Source organism: Microbacterium sp. 22195, from assembly GCF_052056515.1.
Taxonomy (GTDB): domain Bacteria; phylum Actinomycetota; class Actinomycetes; order Actinomycetales; family Microbacteriaceae; genus Microbacterium.
Genome location: NZ_JBQEPE010000002.1, coordinates 166,492 through 188,622, shown reverse-complemented (window position 1 = coordinate 188,622; position 22,131 = coordinate 166,492). Strand labels below are relative to the sequence as shown.

General features: G+C 68.9%; 22 protein-coding genes. 13 read left to right on the top strand and 9 right to left on the bottom strand.

Annotated elements, in window-relative coordinates; genetic code table 11:
- Positions 1-70 precede the first annotated feature (70 nt).
- Complete coding sequence (locus tag ACTJJ4_RS08880) at positions 71-997, bottom strand: phosphate/phosphite/phosphonate ABC transporter substrate-binding protein (RefSeq protein ID WP_285637416.1); 927 nt, start codon at positions 995-997, stop codon at positions 71-73.
- Positions 998-1,169: 172 nt separating this feature from the next.
- Between ACTJJ4_RS08880 and ACTJJ4_RS08875 the strand changes: the two genes are divergently transcribed.
- Positions 1,170-1,916 (top strand): GntR family transcriptional regulator, encoded by a 747-nt coding sequence (locus ACTJJ4_RS08875; protein ID WP_440942993.1) that lies wholly within the window; start codon positions 1,170-1,172, stop codon positions 1,914-1,916.
- Positions 1,917-2,168: 252 nt separating this feature from the next.
- Here ACTJJ4_RS08875 and ACTJJ4_RS08870 read toward each other — a convergent pair whose 3' ends face one another.
- On the bottom strand, positions 2,169-3,311 hold the full coding sequence (locus ACTJJ4_RS08870) for a sensor histidine kinase (RefSeq protein ID WP_440942992.1): 1,143 nt from the start codon (positions 3,309-3,311) through the stop codon (positions 2,169-2,171).
- Positions 3,312-3,540: 229 nt separating this feature from the next.
- Between ACTJJ4_RS08870 and ACTJJ4_RS08865 the strand changes: the two genes are divergently transcribed.
- Entirely contained in the window at positions 3,541-4,197 is a 657-nt protein-coding gene (locus ACTJJ4_RS08865; RefSeq protein WP_285637427.1) for a response regulator, read from the top strand.
- A 31-nt stretch (positions 4,198-4,228) separates the two neighbouring features.
- Here the strand turns inward: ACTJJ4_RS08865 and ACTJJ4_RS08860 are convergent, their stop codons facing one another.
- Positions 4,229-5,095, bottom strand: a complete 867-nt coding sequence (locus ACTJJ4_RS08860) for an EamA family transporter (protein WP_440942991.1) — start codon at positions 5,093-5,095, stop codon at positions 4,229-4,231.
- A gap of 267 nt (positions 5,096-5,362) precedes the next feature.
- Between ACTJJ4_RS08860 and ACTJJ4_RS08855 the strand changes: the two genes are divergently transcribed.
- Genes ACTJJ4_RS08855 through ACTJJ4_RS08845 form a run of 3 tightly spaced genes read left to right on the top strand, consistent with a single transcriptional unit; the run spans position 5,363 to position 7,320 of the window.
- Positions 5,363-6,649: a M18 family aminopeptidase gene (locus tag ACTJJ4_RS08855; protein WP_440942990.1), complete on the top strand. Its 1,287-nt coding sequence runs from the start codon at positions 5,363-5,365 to the stop codon at positions 6,647-6,649.
- 39 nt (positions 6,650-6,688) lie between these two features.
- The gene (locus ACTJJ4_RS08850; protein ID WP_440942989.1) at positions 6,689-6,916 is read left to right on the top strand and encodes a FitA-like ribbon-helix-helix domain-containing protein; all 228 of its coding nucleotides are present in this window, start codon (positions 6,689-6,691) and stop codon (positions 6,914-6,916) included.
- The gene (locus ACTJJ4_RS08845) at positions 6,916-7,320 is read left to right on the top strand and encodes a type II toxin-antitoxin system VapC family toxin (protein ID WP_440942988.1); all 405 of its coding nucleotides are present in this window, start codon (positions 6,916-6,918) and stop codon (positions 7,318-7,320) included. The genes ACTJJ4_RS08850 and ACTJJ4_RS08845 overlap by 1 nt, the downstream gene beginning before the upstream one ends.
- 12 nt (positions 7,321-7,332) lie before the next feature.
- Here ACTJJ4_RS08845 and ACTJJ4_RS08840 read toward each other — a convergent pair whose 3' ends face one another.
- From ACTJJ4_RS08840 to ACTJJ4_RS08825, 4 genes are all read right to left on the bottom strand, one after another.
- Positions 7,333-7,737, bottom strand: coding sequence for an arsenate reductase ArsC (locus ACTJJ4_RS08840; protein WP_292700299.1), 405 nt, complete (start codon positions 7,735-7,737; stop codon positions 7,333-7,335).
- A gap of 25 nt (positions 7,738-7,762) precedes the next feature.
- Positions 7,763-8,755: a metalloregulator ArsR/SmtB family transcription factor gene (locus tag ACTJJ4_RS08835; RefSeq protein WP_440942987.1), complete on the bottom strand. Its 993-nt coding sequence runs from the start codon at positions 8,753-8,755 to the stop codon at positions 7,763-7,765.
- Positions 8,752-9,861, bottom strand: a complete 1,110-nt coding sequence (gene arsB, locus ACTJJ4_RS08830; RefSeq protein WP_440942986.1) for an ACR3 family arsenite efflux transporter — start codon at positions 9,859-9,861, stop codon at positions 8,752-8,754. The genes ACTJJ4_RS08835 and arsB overlap by 4 nt, the downstream gene beginning before the upstream one ends.
- 116 nt (positions 9,862-9,977) lie before the next feature.
- Positions 9,978-11,279, bottom strand: coding sequence for an NAD(P)-binding domain-containing protein (locus ACTJJ4_RS08825; RefSeq protein ID WP_440942985.1), 1,302 nt, complete (start codon positions 11,277-11,279; stop codon positions 9,978-9,980).
- Between the two features lie 298 nt (positions 11,280-11,577).
- On the opposite strand from ACTJJ4_RS08825, the gene ACTJJ4_RS08820 reads away from it, so the two are divergent.
- The 3 genes from ACTJJ4_RS08820 (at position 11,578) to ACTJJ4_RS08810 (ending at position 13,998) form a co-directional block, all read left to right on the top strand.
- On the top strand, positions 11,578-11,925 hold the full coding sequence (locus tag ACTJJ4_RS08820; RefSeq protein WP_440942984.1) for an ArsR/SmtB family transcription factor: 348 nt from the start codon (positions 11,578-11,580) through the stop codon (positions 11,923-11,925).
- 73 nt (positions 11,926-11,998) lie between these two features.
- Positions 11,999-13,456, top strand: coding sequence for a purine-cytosine permease family protein (locus ACTJJ4_RS08815; protein ID WP_440942983.1), 1,458 nt, complete (start codon positions 11,999-12,001; stop codon positions 13,454-13,456).
- Positions 13,453-13,998: a cysteine hydrolase family protein gene (locus ACTJJ4_RS08810; protein WP_440942982.1), complete on the top strand. Its 546-nt coding sequence runs from the start codon at positions 13,453-13,455 to the stop codon at positions 13,996-13,998. The genes ACTJJ4_RS08815 and ACTJJ4_RS08810 overlap by 4 nt, the downstream gene beginning before the upstream one ends.
- Positions 13,999-14,101: 103 nt before the next feature.
- Here ACTJJ4_RS08810 and ACTJJ4_RS08805 read toward each other — a convergent pair whose 3' ends face one another.
- Positions 14,102-15,598, bottom strand: coding sequence for a glutamate-cysteine ligase family protein (locus tag ACTJJ4_RS08805; RefSeq protein ID WP_440942981.1), 1,497 nt, complete (start codon positions 15,596-15,598; stop codon positions 14,102-14,104).
- 93 nt (positions 15,599-15,691) lie between these two features.
- On the opposite strand from ACTJJ4_RS08805, the gene kynA reads away from it, so the two are divergent.
- Genes kynA through ACTJJ4_RS08785 form a run of 4 tightly spaced genes read left to right on the top strand, consistent with a single transcriptional unit; the run spans position 15,692 to position 19,603 of the window.
- Positions 15,692-16,543 carry a tryptophan 2,3-dioxygenase gene (kynA, locus tag ACTJJ4_RS08800; protein ID WP_440942980.1) on the top strand — a complete coding sequence of 284 codons (852 nt, stop codon included), beginning with the start codon at positions 15,692-15,694 and terminating at the stop codon, positions 16,541-16,543.
- A gap of 16 nt (positions 16,544-16,559) precedes the next feature.
- Entirely contained in the window at positions 16,560-17,516 is a 957-nt protein-coding gene (locus tag ACTJJ4_RS08795) for a hydrolase (RefSeq protein WP_440942979.1), read from the top strand.
- Between the two features lies 1 nt (position 17,517).
- Positions 17,518-18,798 (top strand): kynureninase, encoded by a 1,281-nt coding sequence (locus ACTJJ4_RS08790; RefSeq protein ID WP_440942978.1) that lies wholly within the window; start codon positions 17,518-17,520, stop codon positions 18,796-18,798.
- Between the two features lie 4 nt (positions 18,799-18,802).
- Positions 18,803-19,603, top strand: a complete 801-nt coding sequence (locus ACTJJ4_RS08785; RefSeq protein ID WP_440942977.1) for a PaaX family transcriptional regulator — start codon at positions 18,803-18,805, stop codon at positions 19,601-19,603.
- Positions 19,604-19,725: 122 nt separating this feature from the next.
- Here the strand turns inward: ACTJJ4_RS08785 and ACTJJ4_RS08780 are convergent, their stop codons facing one another.
- On the bottom strand, positions 19,726-20,208 hold the full coding sequence (locus tag ACTJJ4_RS08780) for an FBP domain-containing protein (protein WP_292700263.1): 483 nt from the start codon (positions 20,206-20,208) through the stop codon (positions 19,726-19,728).
- A 280-nt stretch (positions 20,209-20,488) separates the two neighbouring features.
- On the opposite strand from ACTJJ4_RS08780, the gene ACTJJ4_RS08775 reads away from it, so the two are divergent.
- The gene (locus ACTJJ4_RS08775) at positions 20,489-22,126 is read left to right on the top strand and encodes a radical SAM protein (protein WP_440942976.1); all 1,638 of its coding nucleotides are present in this window, start codon (positions 20,489-20,491) and stop codon (positions 22,124-22,126) included.
- Positions 22,127-22,131 lie beyond the last annotated feature (5 nt).

The window sequence follows — 22,131 nt, the reverse complement described above, 5'->3', positions numbered from 1 at the left end:
GCGGCTGCGCCGCCTCGATCTGCGACGACCCGCCGGGCGCGGGGTGCTGCGCCCGGCGGGTCGGATCAGATCAGGCCTTGCACTGCTTGGCGTTGGTCTGCTTGCAGATGTCGCGGATGACGTCGTAGTACTTGTCGTCTACCGGCTTGGTGGCGTAGAAGGTCGCGCGGAACGCGTCGGAGTCGGCGCTGGTGATGCCGGCCTTGATGATGTCGTCGATGGTGATCTCGGCGAGCGAGTCGACCAGCTTCTTCTTCACGTCGTCGGGCAGGCCGTTCGCGTACACGAGCGGTGCGCCGGGGACCATGGTCTTGGCGATGACCTTGACCTTGTCGGACTTGGCGACCTCGCTGTCCTCCGCGAAGCCCGCCTCGCACTCCGTGCCCTCACCGGTCTTGGTGACGCTGACGTCGTGCTTGCCCGCGAAGACCGGGGTGATGTCCTTCTCGGGGTCGATGCCGGCCTTGATGAGGTTGTAGGTCGGGAACAGGTACCCCGAGGTCGAGGACGGGTCCACGAAGCAGACCTTCTTGCCCTTGAAGTCCTCGATGGTGCTGATCGCCGAGTCCTTGGGGGCGATGGCCATCGAGTAGTAGCCGGGCTCCTGGCCCTCCTTGGTGACGATCGAGGAGATCGGGGTGAGCTTCGCGCCGTTGTTCGTGGCGGTGATGTACGTGAAACCCGAGAAGGAGGCGACGTCGACCTTGCCTGCGATAGAGGCCTCGATGAGTGCGGCGTAGTCGGTCGACTCGTGGTACTCGACCTTCTTGCCGGTCTCCTTGGCGATGTAGTCCATCAGCGGCTGGTAGTTGGTCTCGGTGTCGACGGAGTCGGGGACGACGCCGAAGACGAGGGTGTTCTCATCGATCGCGTAGCCGGACTTCGCGTCGCTGGGAGCGTCGCTTCCGGGGGCCGCGCCGGCGGAGCCGGAGCAGGCGGCGAGGCCGAGAGCCAGCAGGACGGCGCCGGCGACGGCGGGGAGAGCACGAAGCTTCATGAGGACCTTTCAGGGGTGTCGGGAAGGTGTCCGACAGAAACTCTGACAGTCCGGATGCCGAGAAATGTACCTATCTCGGCACTGTTCAGCGCTCGTTCACCAAGGGTTCTTCCGGGTTAACTCCGCGGGAATTCGACCGCCCTGACCGGCGGATGCCAAGTAGTATGCCTATGTGGCTGAAGCTGTCTACTCCCAGATCGCCGACGACCTCCGTGCGCAGATATCGTCGGGCGCGCTGCGTCCCGGCGACGACGTGCCGACCGAGGCCGAGCTGGCCGAGCGGTGGCGCACCTCGCGCGGACCGATCCGCAACGCACTCGCGGCGCTCCGGGCCGAGGGACTGATCCAGACCCATCGCGGACGACCTGCACGCGTGGTGTCGAAGAAGGCCGATCAGGCGGTCGACGTCTCGGTGCCGTTCACGCGCTGGGCGCGCGAGCTGGGCGTGACGCCGGGGGCGATCACGCAGGAGATCAGCCTGCGCCGGGCGGGGGCCGAGCGGGCGTCCGCGCTGGAGGTCTCCCCCGACGACACCATCGTGAGCGTCACCCGGCTGCGCCTGCTGGACGGCAGGCCGACCATGCTCGAACGGCTCTCCTATCGCGAGGACGTCGGCCGGCTGCTGCTGCAGGCCGACCTCGACGCGATCTCCATCACCGAGCACCTGGCCGCCCACGGGCATCCGATCGTCGGCCTGCAGCATGAGATCGACGCGGTCGCCGCGGACGAGCAGGACGCCGCGCTGCTGCGGGTGCCGACCGGCTCCCCCATCCTGCGGCTGAGCCGGATCTCCCGGGACGCCGACGGCCGCGTCTTCGAGGCCTCGGAGGACCGCTACCTCAGCGAGGTGGTGAGGTTCACGGTGGCCGCATCCGGCATCTCGGCCGACGGCCAGTACCTTCGCGCCGTCGGCGGTTGATGCGCCGGGCAGGCGAGAGCGAGCGACTGCTCACGAAAGCCCCGTTAACCAGATGCGATCGCGAGCGCGTGGTACTGAAGCCTATGAAGATCGCGCTCGCGATCGCGGCGCTGGGGAAGCGCCTTGTTTAAGCGCTGGGGACGCTTATCTGGGGAGATCCCAGGATATGACCGCCTCTCGACCGATATATAGGCCCGAACGGCGAGACCTATATGGACTTTCGTCTAGTCCTTCGAGACGGATGCCGCGGCTTCAGGAAAGCGGCATCCGGGTGTGGACCCGCCACAGGCCGTCGGCCACACCCGCGCTGAACTCGCCGCTCGCGCCGATCACGCGCTCCGCCATGCGGTTCAGGCCGGTGCCGCTGGACGGCAGGTCGCGCCGGGGCGTCGAGGGCAGCGGGCTGAGGATGCTGAGAGTCGCGTGCTCGTCATCGACCTCGATCTCGATCCGCACCTGTCCGGCTCCGGCGTGCTTCAGGATGTTGGTCGCCGACTCCCGGACGATGCGGGCGAACACGATGTCCGCGATTCGGGGGATGCGCTCATCGAGCGGATCACCGGTGACGACGACATCATGGCCGGCGGCCTCGATCTCGCCGCGGGCCTCGCTGATCGCCTCGCCCAGGTCACCTGTCTGCACGGCGGTCTCACGGGGTCCGTCATCGGCGAGCTCGATCACGAAGCGGAGATCGGCCATCGCCTTGCGCGCCGCGACGCGGATGGCGTCCTGGGATGCGGCACTGACGGTCGGGTCGTCGAGCATCTGCACGTGCAGGGCGACGACTGTGAGGTGATGGGCGATGCTGTCGTGCAGTTCGCCTGCGATCCAGCGCCGCTCGGCGAGGACCGCCTGGCGCTCCTGCTCCTCGCTCTCGGCGAGACGCAGTTCGAGGCTGCGCCCTCGGGTGGACGCGAGACGCAGGGCATAGCCGACGGCTCCCGCGACGGTCGCCACGACCAGATAGATGCCGACGTTGACGGGGACGCGATGATCGCCGTACGCGACCGAGGCGGTGGCCACGAGGAAACCGCCGAGATAGGACAGCACGAGCGCCGTCGACCCGAGCCGCATCACCAGACCGGCCGCGATCGCGGCGGCGAACAGTACGGACGAGTCCTTGCCGGCGAAGAAGGAGAGGACGAAGACGCAACCCAGCAGGATGGTCGCGACGGGCGGCCACCAGAGGTAGAGGACGAAGACCGCGGTGGCTGCGACGCTGAACGCGACGCCGACCGGATCCATGCCCGGCGTGAAGATCAGGCCGAGGATGTCGACGGCTGACACCACGATGAGGAACGCGAGCATGACCACGCGCTCGAGGGTGTTCAGGCGTTCACCTCGGCTGAGGTGGAGGATGCGGGGATCATCCCGGGTCGTTCGGACGAACGGCATGGGTCAAGTATCTCCTATCCTCCGAGATACAATCAGCGGATAGCACCGAAGAGGCGGGCAAGCTGCTCCCAGAAGGACATCTGATTCACCTCCAGTTTTAGGTCTTTTGGCCAGGTACCTATTGATCTTCTCGGTGAACGAGCGCAAACACATCGAACCTGCGACCAGACTTGTCTGGACGAAAGTCCATATCACGCTCGGGTCTATCGGCTCCGGTTAGGCTTCCTCCATGTCGGAAATACGCGTCCTGATCGTCGACGACGACCCGCTGGTGCGGTCCGCGCTCTCGCATTTCGTCTCGCGTGGCTCCGATGTCACGGTGATCGGCCAGGCCGAGAGCGGCCGGGAGGCCCTCGAGTTCCTCGAGCACGACCGTCCCGACGTCGTGATGATGGACGTGCAGATGCCCGAGATGAACGGCATCGAGGCGACCGCCGCGATCGCCGAGCGCTGGCCCGAGGTGCGCGTGCTGGCCGTCACCACGCTCGACGGCAGCGACACGGTCCTGCCCATGCTGAGCGCAGGGGCATCCGGCTACCTGCTCAAGGACTCCAGCGCCGAGAGCATCCTGGAGGGCGTGCGGGAGGTGCACAGCGGCGCGAGCTCGCTGTCCCCGCGCATCGCCTCACTGCTGGTCAAGCACGTGCGCAGCACGGAGCCGGCCGCCGGCGCCGGCGAGGCGCTCGAGCCCCTGACCGATCGCGAGTCGGAGGTGCTGGAGCGCCTGGCCCAGGGCATGTCCAACGCCGAGATCGCCCAGTCGCTGATCGTCTCGGAGGGCACGGTAAAGGCCCATCTCGGTCGCATCATGTCGAAGTGGCAGGTGCGCGACCGCGTGCAGATCCTCGTCACCGCCGCCCACGCCGGGCTGGTCGACTTCCGCTGAGGCACCACCGCCGGCATCCGGCCGCACGCACTCAGAACGCGAGCAGCACGATCCCCGCGACCACCACGACGGATGCCGCCACCCGCCACGCAGGTCGTGACTCGCGCAGCACGAACGCGCCGAACAGACTCACCAGCACCACGCTCACCTCGCGCAGCGGGGCGATCAGTGCGACGGGGGCGATCGTGATGGCCTGCAGCACCAGGATGTAGGACAGCGGCGAGAGAATGCCGAAGGCCAGGATCCGCCGCCATTCCCGCCTGCCGAGATCGAGCACCGCGCCCCAGCGACCGCGCACGCCGACGCTGTAGAACGGCAGCTGCGCGAGCGTGGTGCCCACCATGAACGCCACCGGCGACAGGCTCCACTCGCGCACCGCGTGGGCATCCCAGATCGTGTAGGTCGCGATCATCACGCCGGTGAGCAGACCGAACAGCACCGCGGGGTCGAGGCCGCGACGCGTTCCGGCGGATGCCGTGCGGCCGACGATGCCGACGGCCACGACGCCCGCGATGACCAGCGCGACGCCCACGAGCGCTACCGCCGACGGCCGTTCGCCGAGCAGCAGCATCGCGATGATCACCGACAGGAACGGTCCGCTCCCCCGTGCCGTCGCGTAGACGGTCGACAGGTCTCCGGCCTGATAGCCGCGCTGCAGCACCGACATGTAGAGCACGTGCAGCACGGACGAGACCGCGACACCGAGCGCGAAGCCGGCGACGTCGTCGGTGCCGAGGCCGCCCGTGAAGGGGATGACCCCGATCCAGACGACCGTGCTGGCGAGGGCTCCCCACCACAGGAACGGCACGCCCGCACGGCTCACGTTGTGCGCGACGACGTTCCAGGCGGCGTGCGCGACGGCGGCGCTGAGCGCCAGGACGATGGCGATGACCGGCATCCGAGACCCTTCTGTCCGTCGCGGGCGCGACGAACGGGTCCTCCAGGCTTTTGTCCGTTCAGATGACGCCCGGCCGACGGCCGCACGTGGCGCCGCTCGGACCAGTCGGACTCCGCTCGAGTGGAGCGGTGCGTCCCGGAACCCTAGGCGCTGTCCCGTCCACCCTAACGCGACCGGCGGGGCCTGCCCGGCCGATCGGGCGCGCCCCGACTGGCACCGGCGGGGCCTGCCCGGCCGACCAGGCGCACCCCGACTAGCATCGAAGGCATGCCCGTCAGTCCTGCCGCCCTCGCCCACGCCTCTGATCTCGCGGACTTCGTCGCCGCCTCGCCGTCGAGCTACCACGCCGCCGAGGAGGTCGCGCGGCGACTGCAGGAGGCCGGATTCGCGCGGCTCGATGAGACCGAGGCCTGGCCGACGCAGGCCGGCGGCCGGTTCGTGGTCGTGCGCGACGGCGCCGCCATCGGCTGGGTCGTGCCGTCGGATGCCACGGCCACCACGCCCGTGCACGTGCTGGGCGCGCACACCGACTCCCCCGGCCTCAAGCTCAAGCCCAAGCCCACCACCGGCTCGCACGGCTGGCTGCAGGCCGCCGTGGAGGTGTACGGCGGCCCGCTGCTCAACTCCTGGCTCGACAGGGAGCTGCGACTCGCCGGCCGCCTGGCCCTGGCGGACGGCCGTGTGGTGCTCGCTGCGACGGGTCCGCTGCTTCGTCTGCCTCAGCTGGCGATCCACCTGGACCGCAGCGCGAACGAGGGCCTCTCCCTCGACAAGCAGACCGGCACGCAGCCCGTGTGGGGCCTCGGCGATGCCGCATCCGCCGACATCCTCGGCGAGCTCGCCGCCGCCGCCGGCGTCGACGCCTCGGAGATCCGCGGGTACGACGCGGTGGTCGCGGATGCCGCGCGCGGCGCCGTCTTCGGCAAGGACGACGCGTTCTTCGCATCCGGTCGCCTGGACGACCTCGCGTCGGTGCACGCCGGTGTCGTCGCCCTGATCGAGGCGTCGGAGTCGCCGTCCGGCGGGGTGATCCCGGTGCTCGCCGCGTTCGACCACGAGGAGCTGGGCTCGGCATCGCGCTCCGGCGCCGCCGGCCCCTTCCTGGAGGACGTGCTCGTCCGGCTGTACGCCTCGTTCGGAGCGGATGCCACCCACCAGCGCCGTGCGATGGCGGCCTCGTGGCACCTGTCCAGCGACGTCGGGCACTCGGTGCACCCGAACTTCGCCCACAAGCACGACCCGGTGGTGCAGCCGCTGCTGGGCTCCGGCCCGATCCTGAAGATCAACGCCAACCAGCGCTACGCGACCGACGCCGTGGGCGCCGCAGCCTGGGCGGGCTGGTGCGAGAGCGCCGGGGTCGGCTACCAGGAGTTCGTGTCGAACAACGCCGTGCCGTGCGGCTCGACCATCGGCCCGATCACCGCGACGCGCCTGGGCATCCGCACGGTCGACATCGGCATCCCGATCCTGTCGATGCACTCCGCGCGCGAGCTCGCCGGCGTCAGCGACCTGTACGACCTGTCCCGCGTGGCGCGGGCGTTCTTCGCGGGCTGAGGCCTAGACATGCATTCTGCATGTGATTAGCATTGATGCATGTCAACCCTGCAGGTCCGTGATGTTCCCGAGGATGTGCACCGGATTCTGAAGTCCCGTGCCGCAGCATCCGGGCGCAGCCTTTCGGAGTACACCCTCGACATCCTCACGCGCGAATCCCGCCAGCCGACATTCGATGAGCTGATGGAACGCGTGCGGCTGAGGGGCTCCGTCGACATCGGCGATTCGGCCGTCGACATCATCCGAAAGGACCGCGACGCCGCCTGATGTCCACGGTTCTCGACGCGTCGATCCTCGCTGACATCCTGCTGTTCACGCCTCGTGGACAGCGAGCAGCCGCATCGATTCATCCGACGGCATCCGACTTCCACCTTCCGCACCTCGCCGACATCGAGACCGCATCGGTTCTGCGCAATCTCGCCCGAGGAGGACTCGTCGCGCCAGACCGAGCCGCGACAGCGCTCATCGATCTGCGAGACTTCCCGGCGAAGCGCTGGCCCGCCACCTCGTTCTTCGAACGCATCTGGGAGCTACGCGAGAACGCGACCACGTATGACGCCTGTTACCTGGCACTCGCCGAGGAACTGGACGCGAAGTTCGTCACCGCAGATGCGAAGCTCGCCCGGGGAGTGGCACACATCGCGCGATGCCCGATCGTTCTGATCGACTGAGCCTCGTGCCGATCAGATCAGCTCGCCGACCAGCTTCTCGATGCGTGCGCGGATCTCGTCTCGGATCGGACGCACGGCATCGAGTCCCTGACCGGCGGGATCGTCCAGCTTCCAGTCCTCGTAGCGCTTGCCGGGGAAGAACGGACAGGCGTCGCCGCACCCCATGGTGATGACCACATCGGAGTCCTGCACGGCCTCGGTGGTCAGCACCTTGGGATGCTCGGTGGTGATGTCGATGCCCAGCTCACCCATCGCCTCGACCGCAACGGGGTTGATCTGCTCTGCAGGCATCGAGCCGGCGGAGCGGACCTCGATGCGGTCGCCGGCGATGTCGCGGAGGAATCCGGCCGCCATCTGCGAACGGCCCGCGTTGTGCACGCAGACGAAGAGGACGGATGGCTTTGATGCCGCGGTCATGGCTGCTCCAGGAGGGCTGATGTGATCAGTGGGTGAGTTCGTTGACGAGGGCGCGGACGCGGCCTTCGATGTCGTCGCGAATGGCTTCGACGCCTTCGCGGGAGGCGAGGGCGGGGTCGCCGACAGCCCAGTCGTCGTAGCGGATGCCGGGGATGATCGGACACACGTCGCCGCAGCCCATGGAGATGACGACATCCGCCGCACGGACAGCGTCATCGGTGAGGGGCTTCGGGAACCGCTCGGCGGCGGCGCCGCCCTCGATCTCGGCGAGGATCGAGCGCACATGCGGATGGATCGCTTCGGCGGGGCTGGACCCGGCGGAGCGGGCGATGACCCTGCTGTCGGCGATGCGGTTCACGAGCGCAGCTGCAAGCTGAGAGCGGCCCGCGTTGGCGACGCAGACGAACAGCACCTGCGGCACAGAGCGGGTGCGATCCCGAGTGACATCAGCCAGTCGCTGGCGGGCGAATCGTTCGGTGAGCGGGACGAGCGCTCCGGTGACCTTCGCCGTGCGTGCGAGCGACGTGTACGACTCACGGACGATGCCCAGGACGATCTCCGGGGCGAGCTCGGGGATCTCGGCTGCGAGTTCGTCGGCGAGGTGGGTGATGCGGAGGTCGAAGTCCGGGCGGCTGTCACGGTCCTCGCTGGCTCCGGCAACGCCGGGCTCCGTCATCGTCGCCGGCGCGAAAGAGTCCAGCAGTGCGGTGACAGCACCGCGGCGGCTCGCGTTGATGCGGTACCAGACCCAGGTGCCGCGGCGCTGGGCGGTGAGGATGTCGACGTCCTTGAGCACCTTGAGGTGGTGGGAGATGGTGGGCTGGGACACGTCGGCGAGCTCGGCGAGGTCGCACACGCAGGACTCACCGCGCGGGTCGGACGCGATCGCGGACAGCATGCGCAGTCGCAGCGGGTCGGAGAGCGCCTTCAGCGTCGCGGCGACAGCATCGGCGGCCTCCTGGCCGATGGCGTGAGTGGCGACCGGGCCGCAGGCCTCGCCCGTCAGGGTGACGTTCATGAGGTGGTCCTTTCGCCGATGTACGGATCGGTGTGGAACCAGGCGCGTGCGGCCCAGAGGGAGACGTAGACGAGCCCGACGAGGACGGGCACCTCGATGAGCGGACCGACCACACCCGCGAGGGCCTGCCCGGAGGCCGCGCCGAAGGTGCCGATGGCGACGGCGATCGCGAGCTCGAAGTTGTTGCCCGCCGCGGTGAAGGCCAGCGTCGTCGAGCGAGCGTAGTTCAGCCCGAGCACCTTGCCGGTGAAGATGCCTGCGAACCACATGATCGCGAAGTAGGCGAGCAGCGGCAGCGCGATGCGAGCGACATCCAGGGGATGCGACGTCACCTGCTCTCCCTGCAGCGCGAACAGCAGCACGATGGTGAACAGCAGCCCGTACAGCGCCCACGGCCCGATCACCGGCAGGAACCTCTCCTCGTACCAGTCGCGGCCGCGGCGCCTCTCGCCGATCCACCGGGAGGCGAAACCCGCGACCAGCGGCACGCCCAGGAACACCAGCACGTTCAGCGCGATCTGCCCGACCGAGATCTCCAGCCCCTGCGTGTCCAACCCGAGCCACCCGGGCAGCACGGTCAGGTAGAACCAGCCCAGCAGGGAGAAGGCCACGACCTGGAACACCGAATTGATCGCGACCAGCACCGCAGTCGCCTCACGATCACCGCAGGCGAGATCGTTCCAGATCACGACCATCGCGATGCAACGGGCAAGACCCACGATGATCAGCCCGGTGCGGTATTCCGGCAGGTCGGGCAGGAAGATCCACGCCAACGCGAACATGATTGCCGGGCCGACCATCCAGTTCAGCACGAGCGAGGAGACGAGCAGCTTCTTATCTCCGGTGACCGCGGCGATCCGGTCATAGCGGACCTTGGCCAGCACCGGGTACATCATCACGAGGAGTCCGAGCCCGATGGGCACCGAGATCCCGCCGACTTCCATCCGGAGGAGCAGGTCGGACAGCGCCGGGGCGAATCGCCCGAGCAGCAGACCGGCGATCATGGCGAGGCCGACCCACAGCGGCAGCCACCTGTCCACGGTGGACAGACGCCCTGTGGCGACGGGAGCGGAAGTGTTGATCAGCTCCGCATCTTGATTCGGCATGCTTCTATATTGACATCTGTCGAAGCAAGCCTCGATCGGTCGCGGGATCATTCACCGAGTCTTCACCTGGGCAGGCAACGAGCGGCCCGGGAATGAAGCCGCTCTCTCCAGCTCCGTCAGCCGATGATCGCGGGCCGTGATCCGATCTGAAGCACAGCCGGCGCAGCGCAGCATCCGCCGTCCTCGGCGTCGAACCCGCCGGCGCCGCCGCAGACACCCGTGTCAGGGAGGACGAGGTCATTACGGGCAGCCGCGTCGTGGTCGCCGGCCAGGTGGGCCGCGACACTGCGCACCTGCTCGTACCCCGTCAGCGCCAGGAACGTCGGGGCTCGGCCATAAGACTTCGCGCCGACAATGAACAGACCGGGCTCGGGCTGCGCGAGCTGACGAGCACCGGTCGCGCCAACAGACCCGCAGGAGTGGATGTTCGGGTCGATCTCCGACGCGATCCCGGCGACAGCCTCCAGCGCACGGTCGAGATCGACACGCACTTCGCGCAGGATGCCGGTGTCCGGACGGAAGCCGGTGAGCGCGAACACGTGCGCGACTCCGGAGACCTCGCGACCGTCTTCCGCGACGATCGTGAGCCCCTCGTCGCGCCGCACGAATTCGGCGACCCGGAACCCGGTGACGATCTCGATCAGACCGGCGTCGATCGCCTCGCGCGCCCGCGCGCCGAGTGCCGCCCGCTCCGGCAGCTCGTCCCCCGCGCCTCCTCCGAACACATTCGCAGCACTCCCGCGTCGCAGCAGCCAGCTCACCCGGGTACCGGGTTCACGGTGAGCCACCTCGCTCATGCGCAGCACGGCATGAGTGGCGGAATGACCCGCACCGACGATCACGACGTGCGAGCCGGCGAGCGCGGACACGTCATCCGGGATCCGATAGGAGATCCGGTCTGCGGCAGCGGATTCGCCGATCGCAGGAAGGCCGTCTGCGCCGGCGGGATTCGGGAGATTCCAGGTACCTGAGGCGTCGATCACCGCGCTTGCGGGGACGCGTCCTTCCCGGCCGCTCTCGTCGATGGTGTGCACGATGAACGGCTGACTCCGCCGCCCGCCGTCGACGACCTTGTCGCGTCCCTGACGGGCGATGCCGGTGACCGTCTCGCCGTAGCGGATCCGGTCGCCCAGGGCCGCAGCGAGTGGCACGAGATAGTAGCCTACCCACTCGGCACCTGTCGGAAAACCGCTCACCGGTGCCGACCAGCCCGACGGCTCGAGCAGCCTGCGCGCGGCGGCATCCGTCAGCTCCGGCCAGCCGGAGAACAGGCGCACGTGTCCCCACTCGGAGACAGCGGCGCCAGCAGCGGAGCCGCGTTCGAGGACGACGGCGCTCAGCCCGCGCTCGGTCAGATGAGCCGCGGCCGCCAGCCCCTGCGGGCCCGCTCCGACAATGACGACAGGAAGATCGGACATCACATCTCCTCAGAGGGAAGAATCACATTGTGGCTTCAGAAGAATCGCGTGGTCTCCGGGCACAGGCGCACGGAAGCCCCGAGCAGACTCCCTGAACCCGCCGCACCGCTCGCGGCGGGTTCAGGGGCTTCACCTCAGCAGCAGCCGGTGGGGCAGGAGCCGTCGGGCAGCGGCTCGCAACCGGCGTCGCAGCACTCGTCCATATCGCACCTCCCTTCATCGATGAGCATCGATATTTGGACGCTGCGATCGTCGCGCATATATTGACGACTGTCAATATATGGAGCAGAATCTGATCATGCCGGTCCACGAGCTGATCCCCCTGCGCGATCTGCAGTCCTGCTGCGCCCCGCTCACCCGCGTACCGCTGTCCGCCGAGAACGCCGCATCGCTGGCATCCTCCCTCAAGGCCATCGCCGACCCCGCCCGTCTCCGCATCCTGTCGATGATCGCCGCGCACGCCGACGGCGAGGCGTGCGTCTGCGATCTCACCGAGCCGCTCGGACTCAGTCAGCCCACCGTCTCCCACCACCTGCGCGTCCTCGTCGACGCCGGGTTCCTCGAGCGCGAGAAGCGCGGCACCTGGGCGTACTTCCGCGTCGCCGACGGCGCGATGGAGTCCCTCACCGGCATCCTCGGGAGCTGAGCAGCGCGTCCCCTCGCGCGGCGGCATGCGCGGATGCCAGGATGAGCACAACCCGAACATCCCGGAGGCACCCATGTCCGCGAGCATCGAAGCCGCAGGCCCCGCTCTGATCGAGCGCACCGGCATCGAGATCATCCCCGAGTCCGACCGCACGGCCAAGCCGCGCGACCTGTTCTGGCCGTGGTTCGCGGCGAACGTGTCGGTGTTCGGCATGTCGTACGGCTCGTTCGTGCTCGGATTCGGCATCTCGCTGTGGCAGGCGACGGTGGTCTCGGTCGTCGGGATCATCGTGTCGTTCTTCCTGTGCGGGCTGATCGCGATCGCCGGGAAGCGGGGCTCGGCGCCGACCATGATCCTGTCCCGTGCCGCCTTCGGCGTGCAGGGCCAGAAGCTGCCCGGCATCGTGTCGTGGCTCACATCGATCGGCTGGGAGACCTCGCTGGCGATCACAGCCGTCCTCGCCACCACGACGGTGTTCCGCAGCCTGGGCTGGCTGAGCGCCGACGACCAGGGCATCGGGCTGAAGATCGTGGCGACCGTCGCGGTCGCTGCGCTCATCGTCGCGGCATCCGTGCTCGGCTACCACACGATCATGAAGCTGCAGTCGGTGCTGACCTGGCTGACCGGCGCGATGACCGTGCTGTTCCTGATCCTCACGTTCGAGAGCATCAACTGGTCGACCGCGTTCTCGCGCCCGGACGGCACTCTCGCGCAGACCATCGGCGCGCTCGTGATGGTGATGACCGGATTCGGCCTGGGCTGGATCAACATCGCCGCCGACTGGTCGCGATACCAGAAGCGCACCGCATCCGACGGGCAGATCATCGCCTGGAACACCATCGGCGGCTCGGTCGCGCCGATCGTCCTGGTGTTCTTCGGCCTGCTGCTGGCGGGCTCGAACCAGGAGCTGATGGATGCCGTGGGGTCCGACCCGATCGGGGCCCTGGCCACGCTGCTGCCCACCTGGGTGCTCGTGCCGTTCCTGATCGTGGCGATCCTGACCCTGGTCTCCGGTGCGGTGCTCGGGATCTACTCCTCAGGCCTCACGCTGCTGAGCCTCGGCATCCGGATCCCGCGGCCCGCCGCAGCCGGCATCGACGGCGTGATCCTCACCGCCGGCACGATCTTCGTGGTGTTCTTCGCGACCAGCTTCATCGGCCCGTTCCAGTCGTTCCTCATCACGCTCGGCGTGCCGATGGCATCGTGGGCGGGCATCCTCATCGCCGACATCCTGCGCCGCCGCCGCGACTACGACGAAGCCGCGCTGTTCGACTCAAACGGCCGGTATGGTGCGGTCGACTGGACCTCGGTGATCACCATGCTCGTCGCGACCGGCATCGGCTGGGGCTTCGTGATGAACACGATCCCCGACACCCCGTGGAACGACTGGCAAGGCTATTTCCTCGACCTGTTCGGCTGGCGCGACGACTGGGGCTACGCCAACCTCGGTGTGCTCTTCGCGCTGGTGCTGTCGTTCGTCGTCACCTGGTTCGCCCGTGCGGGGAGGATCCACCGGCAGGAGCAGGGATGACCGACCGCTGGCTGGTCGTCATCGACCCGCAGAACATCTTCGCCTCCCCGGACTCGGAATGGGGGTCGCCGTTCTTCGCGGACGCCATGGTGAACATCCGCTCCCTCGCCGACGCCCATGGCGAGCGGGTGCTCGTCACGCGCTGGGTGCCGACAGCCGACCGGACGACGTCCTGGGGCGACTACTTCGCCGCATGGCCGTTCGCAGACAAGCCGGCATCCGATCCGCTCTACGACCTGGTGCCGGATGCAGAGGGGCTGTCGCCGCATCCCACGCTCGACCTGCCCACCTTCGGGAAGTGGGGTGCCGAGCTCGAGGCGATCGTCGGGCGCGGCGCGCCCGTTGTGGTGGCCGGGGTCTCGACGGACTGCTGCGTGCTCTTCACAGCCCTGGCAGGAGCGGATGCCGGCGCCCGCCTCACGGTCGCCACGGACGCCTGTGCGGGATCGACCGCCGAGAACCACGCGGCCGCCCTGCACGTGATGGGTCTGTACCCGCCGCAGATCGCGCTGCGGACGACCGCGGAGATCCTCTCGCCGTAGCCATGCTGCGCCGAGTGCACCGGATGCTGCCGAGCGCACGGCTTGTTCGCGCCGAGTACCCGTGCACTCGGCGAGATCCCGTGCTCTCGACGCGGAAGAACGGTCAGGACGTCCAGGTGTGCACGGGCTCGCCCGTGTGCATCCGCTCCAGGTACTCCGCGAGCATCCCGTGCAGCGCCTCGGATCGCGTCTCGCCGGCGGCCTCGCGGGCGGCCACCGCGCCCCGCTGCCAGGTGGCGCCGTTGCGGCCGGTCAGGCAGCGCTGCTCGATGATGCCCAGATACCGGTCGCGCACGGCGGCGTCGACGCCATAGGCATCCAGCCCCTCCGCCGCCAGTGGCAGCAGCCGGCGCAGCACGAGCTCGCGCGGACCCACCCAGCCAACCTCAGGCCAGTACATCCGCGCCTCGATGCCATCCCGCGCCGCGGAATGCAGATTCTCCTCGGCGGCGTCGAAGGTCATCTGCGTCCACAGCGGCCGGTCGGCGTCCGTCAGACTGCGCACGAGTCCGTAGTACAGCGCGGCATCGGCCAGCACGTCGGGGATGCTCGGTCCCGCGGGCAGCACGCGGTTCTCCAGCCGCAGGTGCCGCCCCTCGTCCTGGGCGTCGTAGATCGGGCGGTTCCAGCGGTAGATGGTGCCGTTGTGCATGCGCAGTTCGGCCAGCTTCGGCGAGCCACCGGCCTCGAGCACCTCGAACGGGTCCTCATCGGTGCACACGGGCAGGAGCGCCGGGAAGTAGCGCGAGTTCTCCTCGAACAGGTCGAAGATCGAGGTGATCCAGCGCTCCCCGAACCACACCCGCGGACGCACGCCCTGGTTCTTCAGCTCCTGAGAGCGGGTGTCGGTGGCCTGCTCGAACAGGGGGATGCGCGTCTCGTGCCACAGCGCGCGACCGGCGAAGAACGGCGAATTGGCGGCGAGCGCGACCTGCACGCCGGCGATCGCCTGCGCCGAGTTCCAGTACGCGGCGAACTCCTCGGGCGGCACCTGCAGGTGCAGCTGCACAGAGGTGCACGCGGCCTCGGGCAGGATCGTGTCGCAGACGATGTCGAGGTTCTCCCGCGGGCCGCCGTCCGACAGCGCGGGCCCGTCCAGCTGAAGGGCGATGTCCTCGCCGCGGGCGGCGATCACCTGCTGGCTGAGCAGCCCGTATCGCGGGTCCTCCGAGAACCACTGCTCGGTGAAATGATGCTCGTCGACCGTGGGCAGCATCCCGATCATCGCCAGCCCGCACCCGACGCCCCTGGCCCGCTCGTCCGCGGCGTTCAGCGCGGCGCGCAGGGCACCCTCGAGTTCGCGAAGGTTGTCCGCGTCCAGGGGCCGCGGGGCGACGTTGATCTCGATGTTGAACCGGCCGAGCTCGGTCTGGAACGCCGGGTCGGCGATCTCCTCCAGCACGCGCGCGTTCGACATCGCCGGGTCGTGCGTGCCGTCGACGAGGTTGAGCTCGATCTCGAGTCCCAGCCGCGGCTCGGCGACGTCGAAAGTGCCATCGGCGAGCATGACGGCGAGAGCATCCAGGCACCGTCCGACCTTGGCGCGGAATCGCGTGCGATCCTGCCGCGAGAAGCTCTGCACCCCGACGTGGTCTCCCATGGGCCGACATTACCGATGCGCCGACGCGGAAAGCGATACTCATCGTCGATTTCACTATTGTGACGCCCGACACGTCGGTGATATCGTCGCGGAATGAGCAACGAGAACGAGCGCGCGCTCGAAGAGGGCATCGTCACCGATCTCAAGGACCGGATGACATACGGCTCGTATCTCGAGCTCGACAAGCTGCTGGACGCGCAGCATCCGGTCTCCCAGCCCGAGCACCACGACGAGATGCTGTTCATCATCCAGCACCAGACCACGGAGCTCTGGCTCAAGCTCGTCCTGCACGAGCTCGGCACGGCCCGCGACCGCCTCGCCGAGGACGATCTACGCTCCGCCCTCAAGCACATCGCGCGCATCAAGCACATCCAGGACGTGCTGATCCGCCAGTGGTCGGTGCTCGCCACCCTCACCCCCACCGAGTACGCGGAGTTCCGTGGCGACCTGGGCAGCTCCTCCGGCTTCCAGTCGGTGCAGTACCGCGCCGTCGAGTTCGCGCTCGGCAACAAGAACGAGCGGATGCTCAGCGTGTTCCGCGACCACCCCGAGAACCTCGCGCTGCTCACGCGCGAGTGGGAGCGACCGACGCTGTACGACGAGTTCCTGCGCCTGGCGGCGCGCCGCGGCCTGCCCATCCCCGCCGAAGTTCTCGAGCGGGACGTGCGCCAGCCGTACCGCGAGAACGAGGAGCTGGTGCAGGCGATCCGCGAGATCTACGAGAACCCGCACGAGCACTGGGACCTGTACGAGGCGTGCGAGGAGCTCGTCGACGTGGAGGACAACTTCCAGTTCTGGCGCTTCCGCCACCTGCGCACGGTCACCCGCACGATCGGCATGAAGAAGGGAACCGGCGGATCGACCGGAGTCGACTTCCTGCGCCGCGCACTGGACCTGACGTTCTTCCCCGAGCTGTACAGCGTGCGCACGGAGATCGGCAAGTGAGCGGGATCGGCAAGGAATGAGCGGCATCCGTCGCGTCGACGGCGGCATCATCACCGGCCGCTTCACCGACCACCACGTGCACCTGCAGCTGGTCGACCATGCCCTGCTGGCGGGCTCACGCCTGGGCCGGGTGGTGGATCTGGGCGGGAACCCGGCGATGCTGCGCGCCCTCGCGGAGGCGTTCGACGCGCACTCCGAGCCGGGCGAGGAGGAAAACGACGGCGAAGCCCGCTCAGAACCGACGAAAAACTCCTTCTCCGGCCCGCAGGCGGGTGCGACCGAGCACGGCGGCGCTGCGACGGCGCACGTCGCGATCGAATACGCCGGCGCGTTCCTCACCGCACCGGGCGGGTATCCCTCGGACCGCTCCTGGGCGCCGGCCGGCTCCGTGCGGGAGATCGCGGATGCCGGGGCCGCAGCGTCGGCGGTGGCCGAGTTCGCCGCCCTCGGGGCATCCTGCATCAAGGTCGTGGCGCACAGCGAGGCTGGTCCCGTGCTGGACGATGACAGCGTCCGCGCCGTCGGGGCAGCCGCGAAGTCCCGCGGACTGCCCGTCGTGGCGCACGCCGAGGGCTCGGGGCAGGCGCAGCGCGCAGCGCGCCTGGGCGCCGACCGGCTCGCACATGCGCCCTTCACCGAGCGCCTCACCGACGGCGAGATCGCCGAGCAGGCGGCATCCGTGGAGTGGATCTCGACACTCGCGATCCACGACGACGCGCACCGAACGATCGCGATCGACAACGTGCGCCGCTTCGCCGGCGCCGGCGGCACCGTGCTCTACGGCACCGACATGGGCAACGGACCCACCCCGGTCGACCTGAACCTGCGCGAGCTCGATGCCCTGCGCGAGGCAGGCATCGACGGCATCCGCCTGCTGCGCGCGCTCGCGCCGCGGGTCGACGACCCGTACCCGCTCTTCCTGCCCGACGGCGACCCTGCCGCGGCGCAGCCGCTCACCCATCTGGAGGCATGACATGACCGAAGCGTCGACCCCCATCGAATCCGCGGAGGACGAGCACCGCCGCGTCGCCGGCATCAGCGCGCCCGACCTGCTCAGCGAGGCCCGTCGGCTCGACACCGCCGACCCGCTCGCACACCATCTGGACGCGTTCGTCGATGCGCCGGGCGTGACCGCGTACCTGGACGGCAACTCCCTCGGGCGGCCGCTGAAGGAACTGCCCGAGAAGGTCGGCGCGTTCATCCGCGAGGACTGGGGCACGCGCCTGATCCGCTCCTGGGACGAGCAGTGGATGGCGCTGCCGATGCAGCTCGGCGACCGCATCGCCGAGATCGCCCTGGGCGCCGCCGCCGGCCAGACGGTGGTCGCGGACTCCACCAGCGTGCTGCTGTACAAGCTCATGCGCGCGGCCGTCGCCGCCCGCCCGGGTCGCGACGAGATCGTCATCGAGGCCGGCAACTTCCCCACCGACCGGTTCATCGCGGCGGGCATCGCGAAGGAGACCGGCGCGGCACTGCGCTGGATCGAGCCGGATGGCGTCGCCGGCGTCACCGCATCCGATGTCGCCGCTGTCGTCTCGGAGCGCACCGCGCTGGTCGTGCTCAGCCACGTCGACTACCGCTCCGGCGCCCTCGCCGATATGCCCGCGATCACGTCCGTCGTGCACGACGCGGGCGCCCTGATGCTGTGGGACCTGTGCCACTCGGTGGGTGTCGTGCCGATGCAGCTGGACGAGTGGGGCGTGGACCTCGCGGTCGGATGCACGTACAAGTACCTCAACGGCGGCCCCGGTTCCCCCGCGTTCGCGTACCTGCGCGCCGAGCATCACGGCACCGTCACGCAGCCGATCCACGGCTGGTGGAGCGCGGCCGACATCTTCGCGATGGGCCCCGAGTACGCGCCGGTCGGCGGCATCCGCCAGTTGCTCAGCGGCACTCCGCCGGTGATGTCGATGCTCGCCATGCAGGGCATGCTCGACCTGATCGAGGCCGAGGGCATCGCGGCGGTGCGCGCCAAGTCGATCTCGCTCACCGACTTCGCGGTGCGCGCCTACGACGAGCTGCTCGCACCGCTGGGCGTCCGGCTGCTCACGTCGAGGGACGCCGCGCACCGCGGCGGGCACATCACGATCGGGCACGACTCGTTCCAGCAGGTGACGCAGCAGCTGTGGGGCGAGGGGATCATCCCCGACTTCCGCTTCCCCGACGGCATCCGCCTGGGCCTGTCGCCGCTGAGCACGTCGCACGAGGAGACCCTGCGCGGCATCCTGGCCGTGCGCGACGCCCTGACCGCCTGAGCCCATGACCTCTTCAGTGCTCGACGACATCGACGCGCGGCCGGGCAGCACCACCTCGCTGCTGCGGACCCTGATCGGGCTGTACCTGCGGCCGCTCGGCGGGACGATCTCGTCGGGCGCTCTGGTGGGGCTGGCCGAGGATCTCGGCATCCCCGCGGCGCGGGCGCGCACGGCGATCACGCGGCTGAAGAAGCATGGGCTGCTGCTCGCGGCATCCGGCGGGTACGCGCTGAACCCTGCGGCGCTGCCGATGCTGGAGCGCGGGGACCGACGCATCTTCGCCGTGCGCACGATGCGCGCCGGCGACGAGTGGATGCTGGTCTCGGCGACCATCCCCGAGACCAGGCGCGACCTGCGACACCAGCTGCGGCGCAGACTGCAGTTCCTGGGCGCGGGCGCCGTCTCGGCGGGACTGTGGATCCTGCCCGGCCATCTGGAGACCGAGGCCGAGGAGCTGCTCGACGAGCTGGGCGCCCGCGGCTTCGCCACGCTGTTCCGCACCGCAGATCCGCGGCCCGCGCAGCCGCTCGCCCAGGCCGTCACGGCCTGGTGGGATCTGGAGGCGCTGCGCGCCGAGCACGAGCAGTTCCTGGCATCCGCCGCCGGTCTGGACCTGTCCGCGCCGTTCGCCGCCTACGTGCGCCTGATCGACAGCTGGCGCGTGCTGCCGTACATCGACCCGGGTCTGCCGTCCGAGCTGCTCCCCGCCGACTGGCCAGGCACCCGCAGCGTGGCGACGTTCACGCGTCTGTCGGAGCGACTGGCCGCCGACGCACTGACGCACGTCCGCGCCACTGCACGCTGACAGCAGTTCCACGCATCCAGCGCGGATCAGAAATGCATCTCCGACGTCAGTGCGGATCAGAAACGCACGGCAGACCGGGGTCCGGCGTGCGTTTCTGATCCACGCCGCGAGAGGGCGACTCGTCAGCCGAGTTCGCGCACGAACGACGTGACGTGCTCGCGCAGGCGCAGCATCCGCAGATCGCGCGCGAGCTCGCGGTCGTAGCCCTCGTAGGCCAGCGGCGGGAGCTTGCGCACGTTCGCGGAGCATCCGAAGTTCGCGCAGATCAGCGTCCCGATCGTGTCGCCGTTCCGCCCGGCGGCCCCTGCCTTGCGGGCCGAGAAGAACTGCACGTCGTTGCGGAGCGTGACGTCATCGCACCACGAGCACTGGGCGCGCATGGCCGTGCGCTGCTCGGTGCGCTGCAGCAGGATGCCGACGTTGTCGTCGTCGATCTCGGCGACGACGTATGCCCGCCGGGGCATCTTGGGGTCGAACCAGCCGAGGAAGTCGATCTTGTCGAAGTCGATCTCGTCGAAGTCGGGTGGCAGGTTCAGGGAGGAGACCTCCTTGCGGGAGGCGTTGCGGAAGGAGGCGCGGATGGCGCGCTCGTCGATGGGACGCATGAGGAAGTGCTTTCTGTTTCAGGACCGCCGATGACGGCGGGAGAGGGCCGGACCCGGAAAACCGGGTACGACGGGAGAGGAAAGAGACCCGGATGCCGGGTACGACGCTTCTCCGGTGACGGGAGTTCCGCCGCCGGATCGCTCTCAGCCTCTGCCGTCGGCGCGTGACGCGCCGACGATCACCTCTCGCGCCACGAAGGCGCCCTCTGCGAACAGCACGTCGCCCAGTGTACGCCGCTTGCGCTCCCGCTAATCTGGACGCAAAAGAGGGGGGCTCTTCATGGCGACGAAGCCGGGCGCAGGGATGCCGCTGCGCGACTATCGCATCCACCGGTACGTGAATGCGTTCTGTCCGCGCTGCCACGAGGAGGAGCCGGACCAGCCGCTCAGCGAGGTGCGCCGGCTGTCGGGCTGGCTCGCCGACCGCGACGGCACGGTGTGGCTGGAGCGCGGATGCCCCGAGCACGGGCTCGTCTCCACGCTGTACGACGAGAACGCCGACATCCTGCGATACCTCGAGCAGTGGACGGCGCCGACCAAGGTGCACACGCCCGACACGATGGGCAACTTCAAGCCCGTGCCGCAGGCCTACGAAGACGGCCTGCCGCAGATGCAGACGCAGCACACCTGCATCCTGCTGGAGGACATCACCGACCACTGCAACCTGAAGTGCCCCACCTGCTTCGCGGAGTCGAGCCCCGCGGCATCCGCCGTCGCCCCGCTCGCCGAGGTGCTGGCATCCGTCGACGCCAAGCTCAGCCGCGAGAACGACCGCATCGACGTGCTCATGCTCTCCGGCGGCGAGCCGACGCTCTACCCCTGGCTGGAGCAGCTGATCGAGCACCTGGTCGCCCGGCCCATCGTGCGCATCCTGCTGAACTCGAACGGGCTGCGCATCGCGAACGACGACGAGTTCGTCCAGTTCCTGAAGAAGCACCGCGAGCGCGTCGAGGTGTATCTGCAGTACGACGGCGAGGAGGCGGCATCCGTCGCCTTCCACCGCGGCGCGGACATCCGCCGGTTCAAGGAGCGGGCACTGGACCGGCTGTCGGATGCCGGGGTCTTCACGACTCTGACCATGACGGCGGCGCTGGGCGTCAACGACCACGAGATCGGCAACGTCATCCGGCGGGCGCAGGCGACCCCGTACGTGGGCGGCGTGACGATCCAGCCGGTGTTCGGATCGGGACGGAACTCGGGGATCGACCCGGATGAGCGGCTCACCCACACCGGGGTGCTCGCCCGGATCGGCCCGCAGACCGACGACGAGATCACCTGGCGCGATCTGACCGCGCTGCCCTGCAGCCACCCGCACTGCTGCTCGGTCGGCTACTTCCTGAAGGACGACTCCGGCGACTGGAAGTCGCTGGTCGGGCTGATCGGGCACGACAGGCTCAAGGAGTTCCTCGACCTCAACCCCGACCTGATCGCCAACCGCATCGCCGACTCGAACGTGAACAAGGCGATCCGCGACGTCGTGAAGAACTCGCTGCTGGATCTGCTCAGCGAGCAGTCGTCGCTGTCGCATCCGTCGATGGGCGACATCTGGCGCGACATCTGCGTGAACTGCGACCTGGGCGTCGGCACGCTGGCGACGCTCGCCGCATCGAAGCTGCCGGGGCAGCACAAGCGGATGCGGGCGATGCTGGCCGACCGCGTGTTGCGCATCACGGTCAAGCCGTTCATGGACATCAACACCATGATCGAGGAGCGCCTGACCCAGTGCTGCGTGCACGTGGCGACCGTGAACGAGCAGACGAACGCGCACCAGTGCGCGCCGTTCTGCGCCCTGCAGGCGTGGGCGCCGCTGAGTCGCACCCGCATCTCCACGGCGCTGGGGCGGCCGGCGTCATCGACGACCGAGGTGCGCGAGACGGGCGGGCGCACCCGGCTGCCCGTCCTCTCCCCCGGTCATTGAGCAAG

Excerpts from the sequence above, each read along its gene's own strand:
- ACTJJ4_RS08880 (WP_285637416.1), bottom strand. The coding sequence starts at position 997 with ATGAAGCTTCGTGCTCTCCCCGCCGTCGCCGGCGCCGTCCTGCTGGCT.
- ACTJJ4_RS08870 (WP_440942992.1), bottom strand. The coding sequence starts at position 3,311 with ATGCCGTTCGTCCGAACGACCCGGGATGATCCCCGCATCCTCCACCTC.
- ACTJJ4_RS08865 (WP_285637427.1), top strand. The coding sequence starts at position 3,541 with ATGTCGGAAATACGCGTCCTGATCGTCGACGACGACCCGCTGGTGCGG.
- ACTJJ4_RS08860 (WP_440942991.1), bottom strand. The coding sequence starts at position 5,095 with ATGCCGGTCATCGCCATCGTCCTGGCGCTCAGCGCCGCCGTCGCGCAC.
- ACTJJ4_RS08855 (WP_440942990.1), top strand. The coding sequence starts at position 5,363 with ATGCCCGTCAGTCCTGCCGCCCTCGCCCACGCCTCTGATCTCGCGGAC.
- ACTJJ4_RS08850 (WP_440942989.1), top strand. The coding sequence starts at position 6,689 with ATGTCAACCCTGCAGGTCCGTGATGTTCCCGAGGATGTGCACCGGATT.
- ACTJJ4_RS08845 (WP_440942988.1), top strand. The coding sequence starts at position 6,916 with ATGTCCACGGTTCTCGACGCGTCGATCCTCGCTGACATCCTGCTGTTC.
- ACTJJ4_RS08840 (WP_292700299.1), bottom strand. The coding sequence starts at position 7,737 with ATGACCGCGGCATCAAAGCCATCCGTCCTCTTCGTCTGCGTGCACAAC.
- ACTJJ4_RS08835 (WP_440942987.1), bottom strand. The coding sequence starts at position 8,755 with ATGAACGTCACCCTGACGGGCGAGGCCTGCGGCCCGGTCGCCACTCAC.
- arsB (WP_440942986.1), bottom strand. The coding sequence starts at position 9,861 with ATGCCGAATCAAGATGCGGAGCTGATCAACACTTCCGCTCCCGTCGCC.
- ACTJJ4_RS08825 (WP_440942985.1), bottom strand. The coding sequence starts at position 11,279 with ATGTCCGATCTTCCTGTCGTCATTGTCGGAGCGGGCCCGCAGGGGCTG.
- ACTJJ4_RS08820 (WP_440942984.1), top strand. The coding sequence starts at position 11,578 with ATGCCGGTCCACGAGCTGATCCCCCTGCGCGATCTGCAGTCCTGCTGC.
- ACTJJ4_RS08815 (WP_440942983.1), top strand. The coding sequence starts at position 11,999 with ATGTCCGCGAGCATCGAAGCCGCAGGCCCCGCTCTGATCGAGCGCACC.
- ACTJJ4_RS08810 (WP_440942982.1), top strand. The coding sequence starts at position 13,453 with ATGACCGACCGCTGGCTGGTCGTCATCGACCCGCAGAACATCTTCGCC.
- ACTJJ4_RS08805 (WP_440942981.1), bottom strand. The coding sequence starts at position 15,598 with ATGGGAGACCACGTCGGGGTGCAGAGCTTCTCGCGGCAGGATCGCACG.
- kynA (WP_440942980.1), top strand. The coding sequence starts at position 15,692 with ATGAGCAACGAGAACGAGCGCGCGCTCGAAGAGGGCATCGTCACCGAT.
- ACTJJ4_RS08795 (WP_440942979.1), top strand. The coding sequence starts at position 16,560 with ATGAGCGGCATCCGTCGCGTCGACGGCGGCATCATCACCGGCCGCTTC.
- ACTJJ4_RS08790 (WP_440942978.1), top strand. The coding sequence starts at position 17,518 with ATGACCGAAGCGTCGACCCCCATCGAATCCGCGGAGGACGAGCACCGC.
- ACTJJ4_RS08785 (WP_440942977.1), top strand. The coding sequence starts at position 18,803 with ATGACCTCTTCAGTGCTCGACGACATCGACGCGCGGCCGGGCAGCACC.
- ACTJJ4_RS08780 (WP_292700263.1), bottom strand. The coding sequence starts at position 20,208 with ATGCGTCCCATCGACGAGCGCGCCATCCGCGCCTCCTTCCGCAACGCC.
- ACTJJ4_RS08775 (WP_440942976.1), top strand. The coding sequence starts at position 20,489 with ATGGCGACGAAGCCGGGCGCAGGGATGCCGCTGCGCGACTATCGCATC.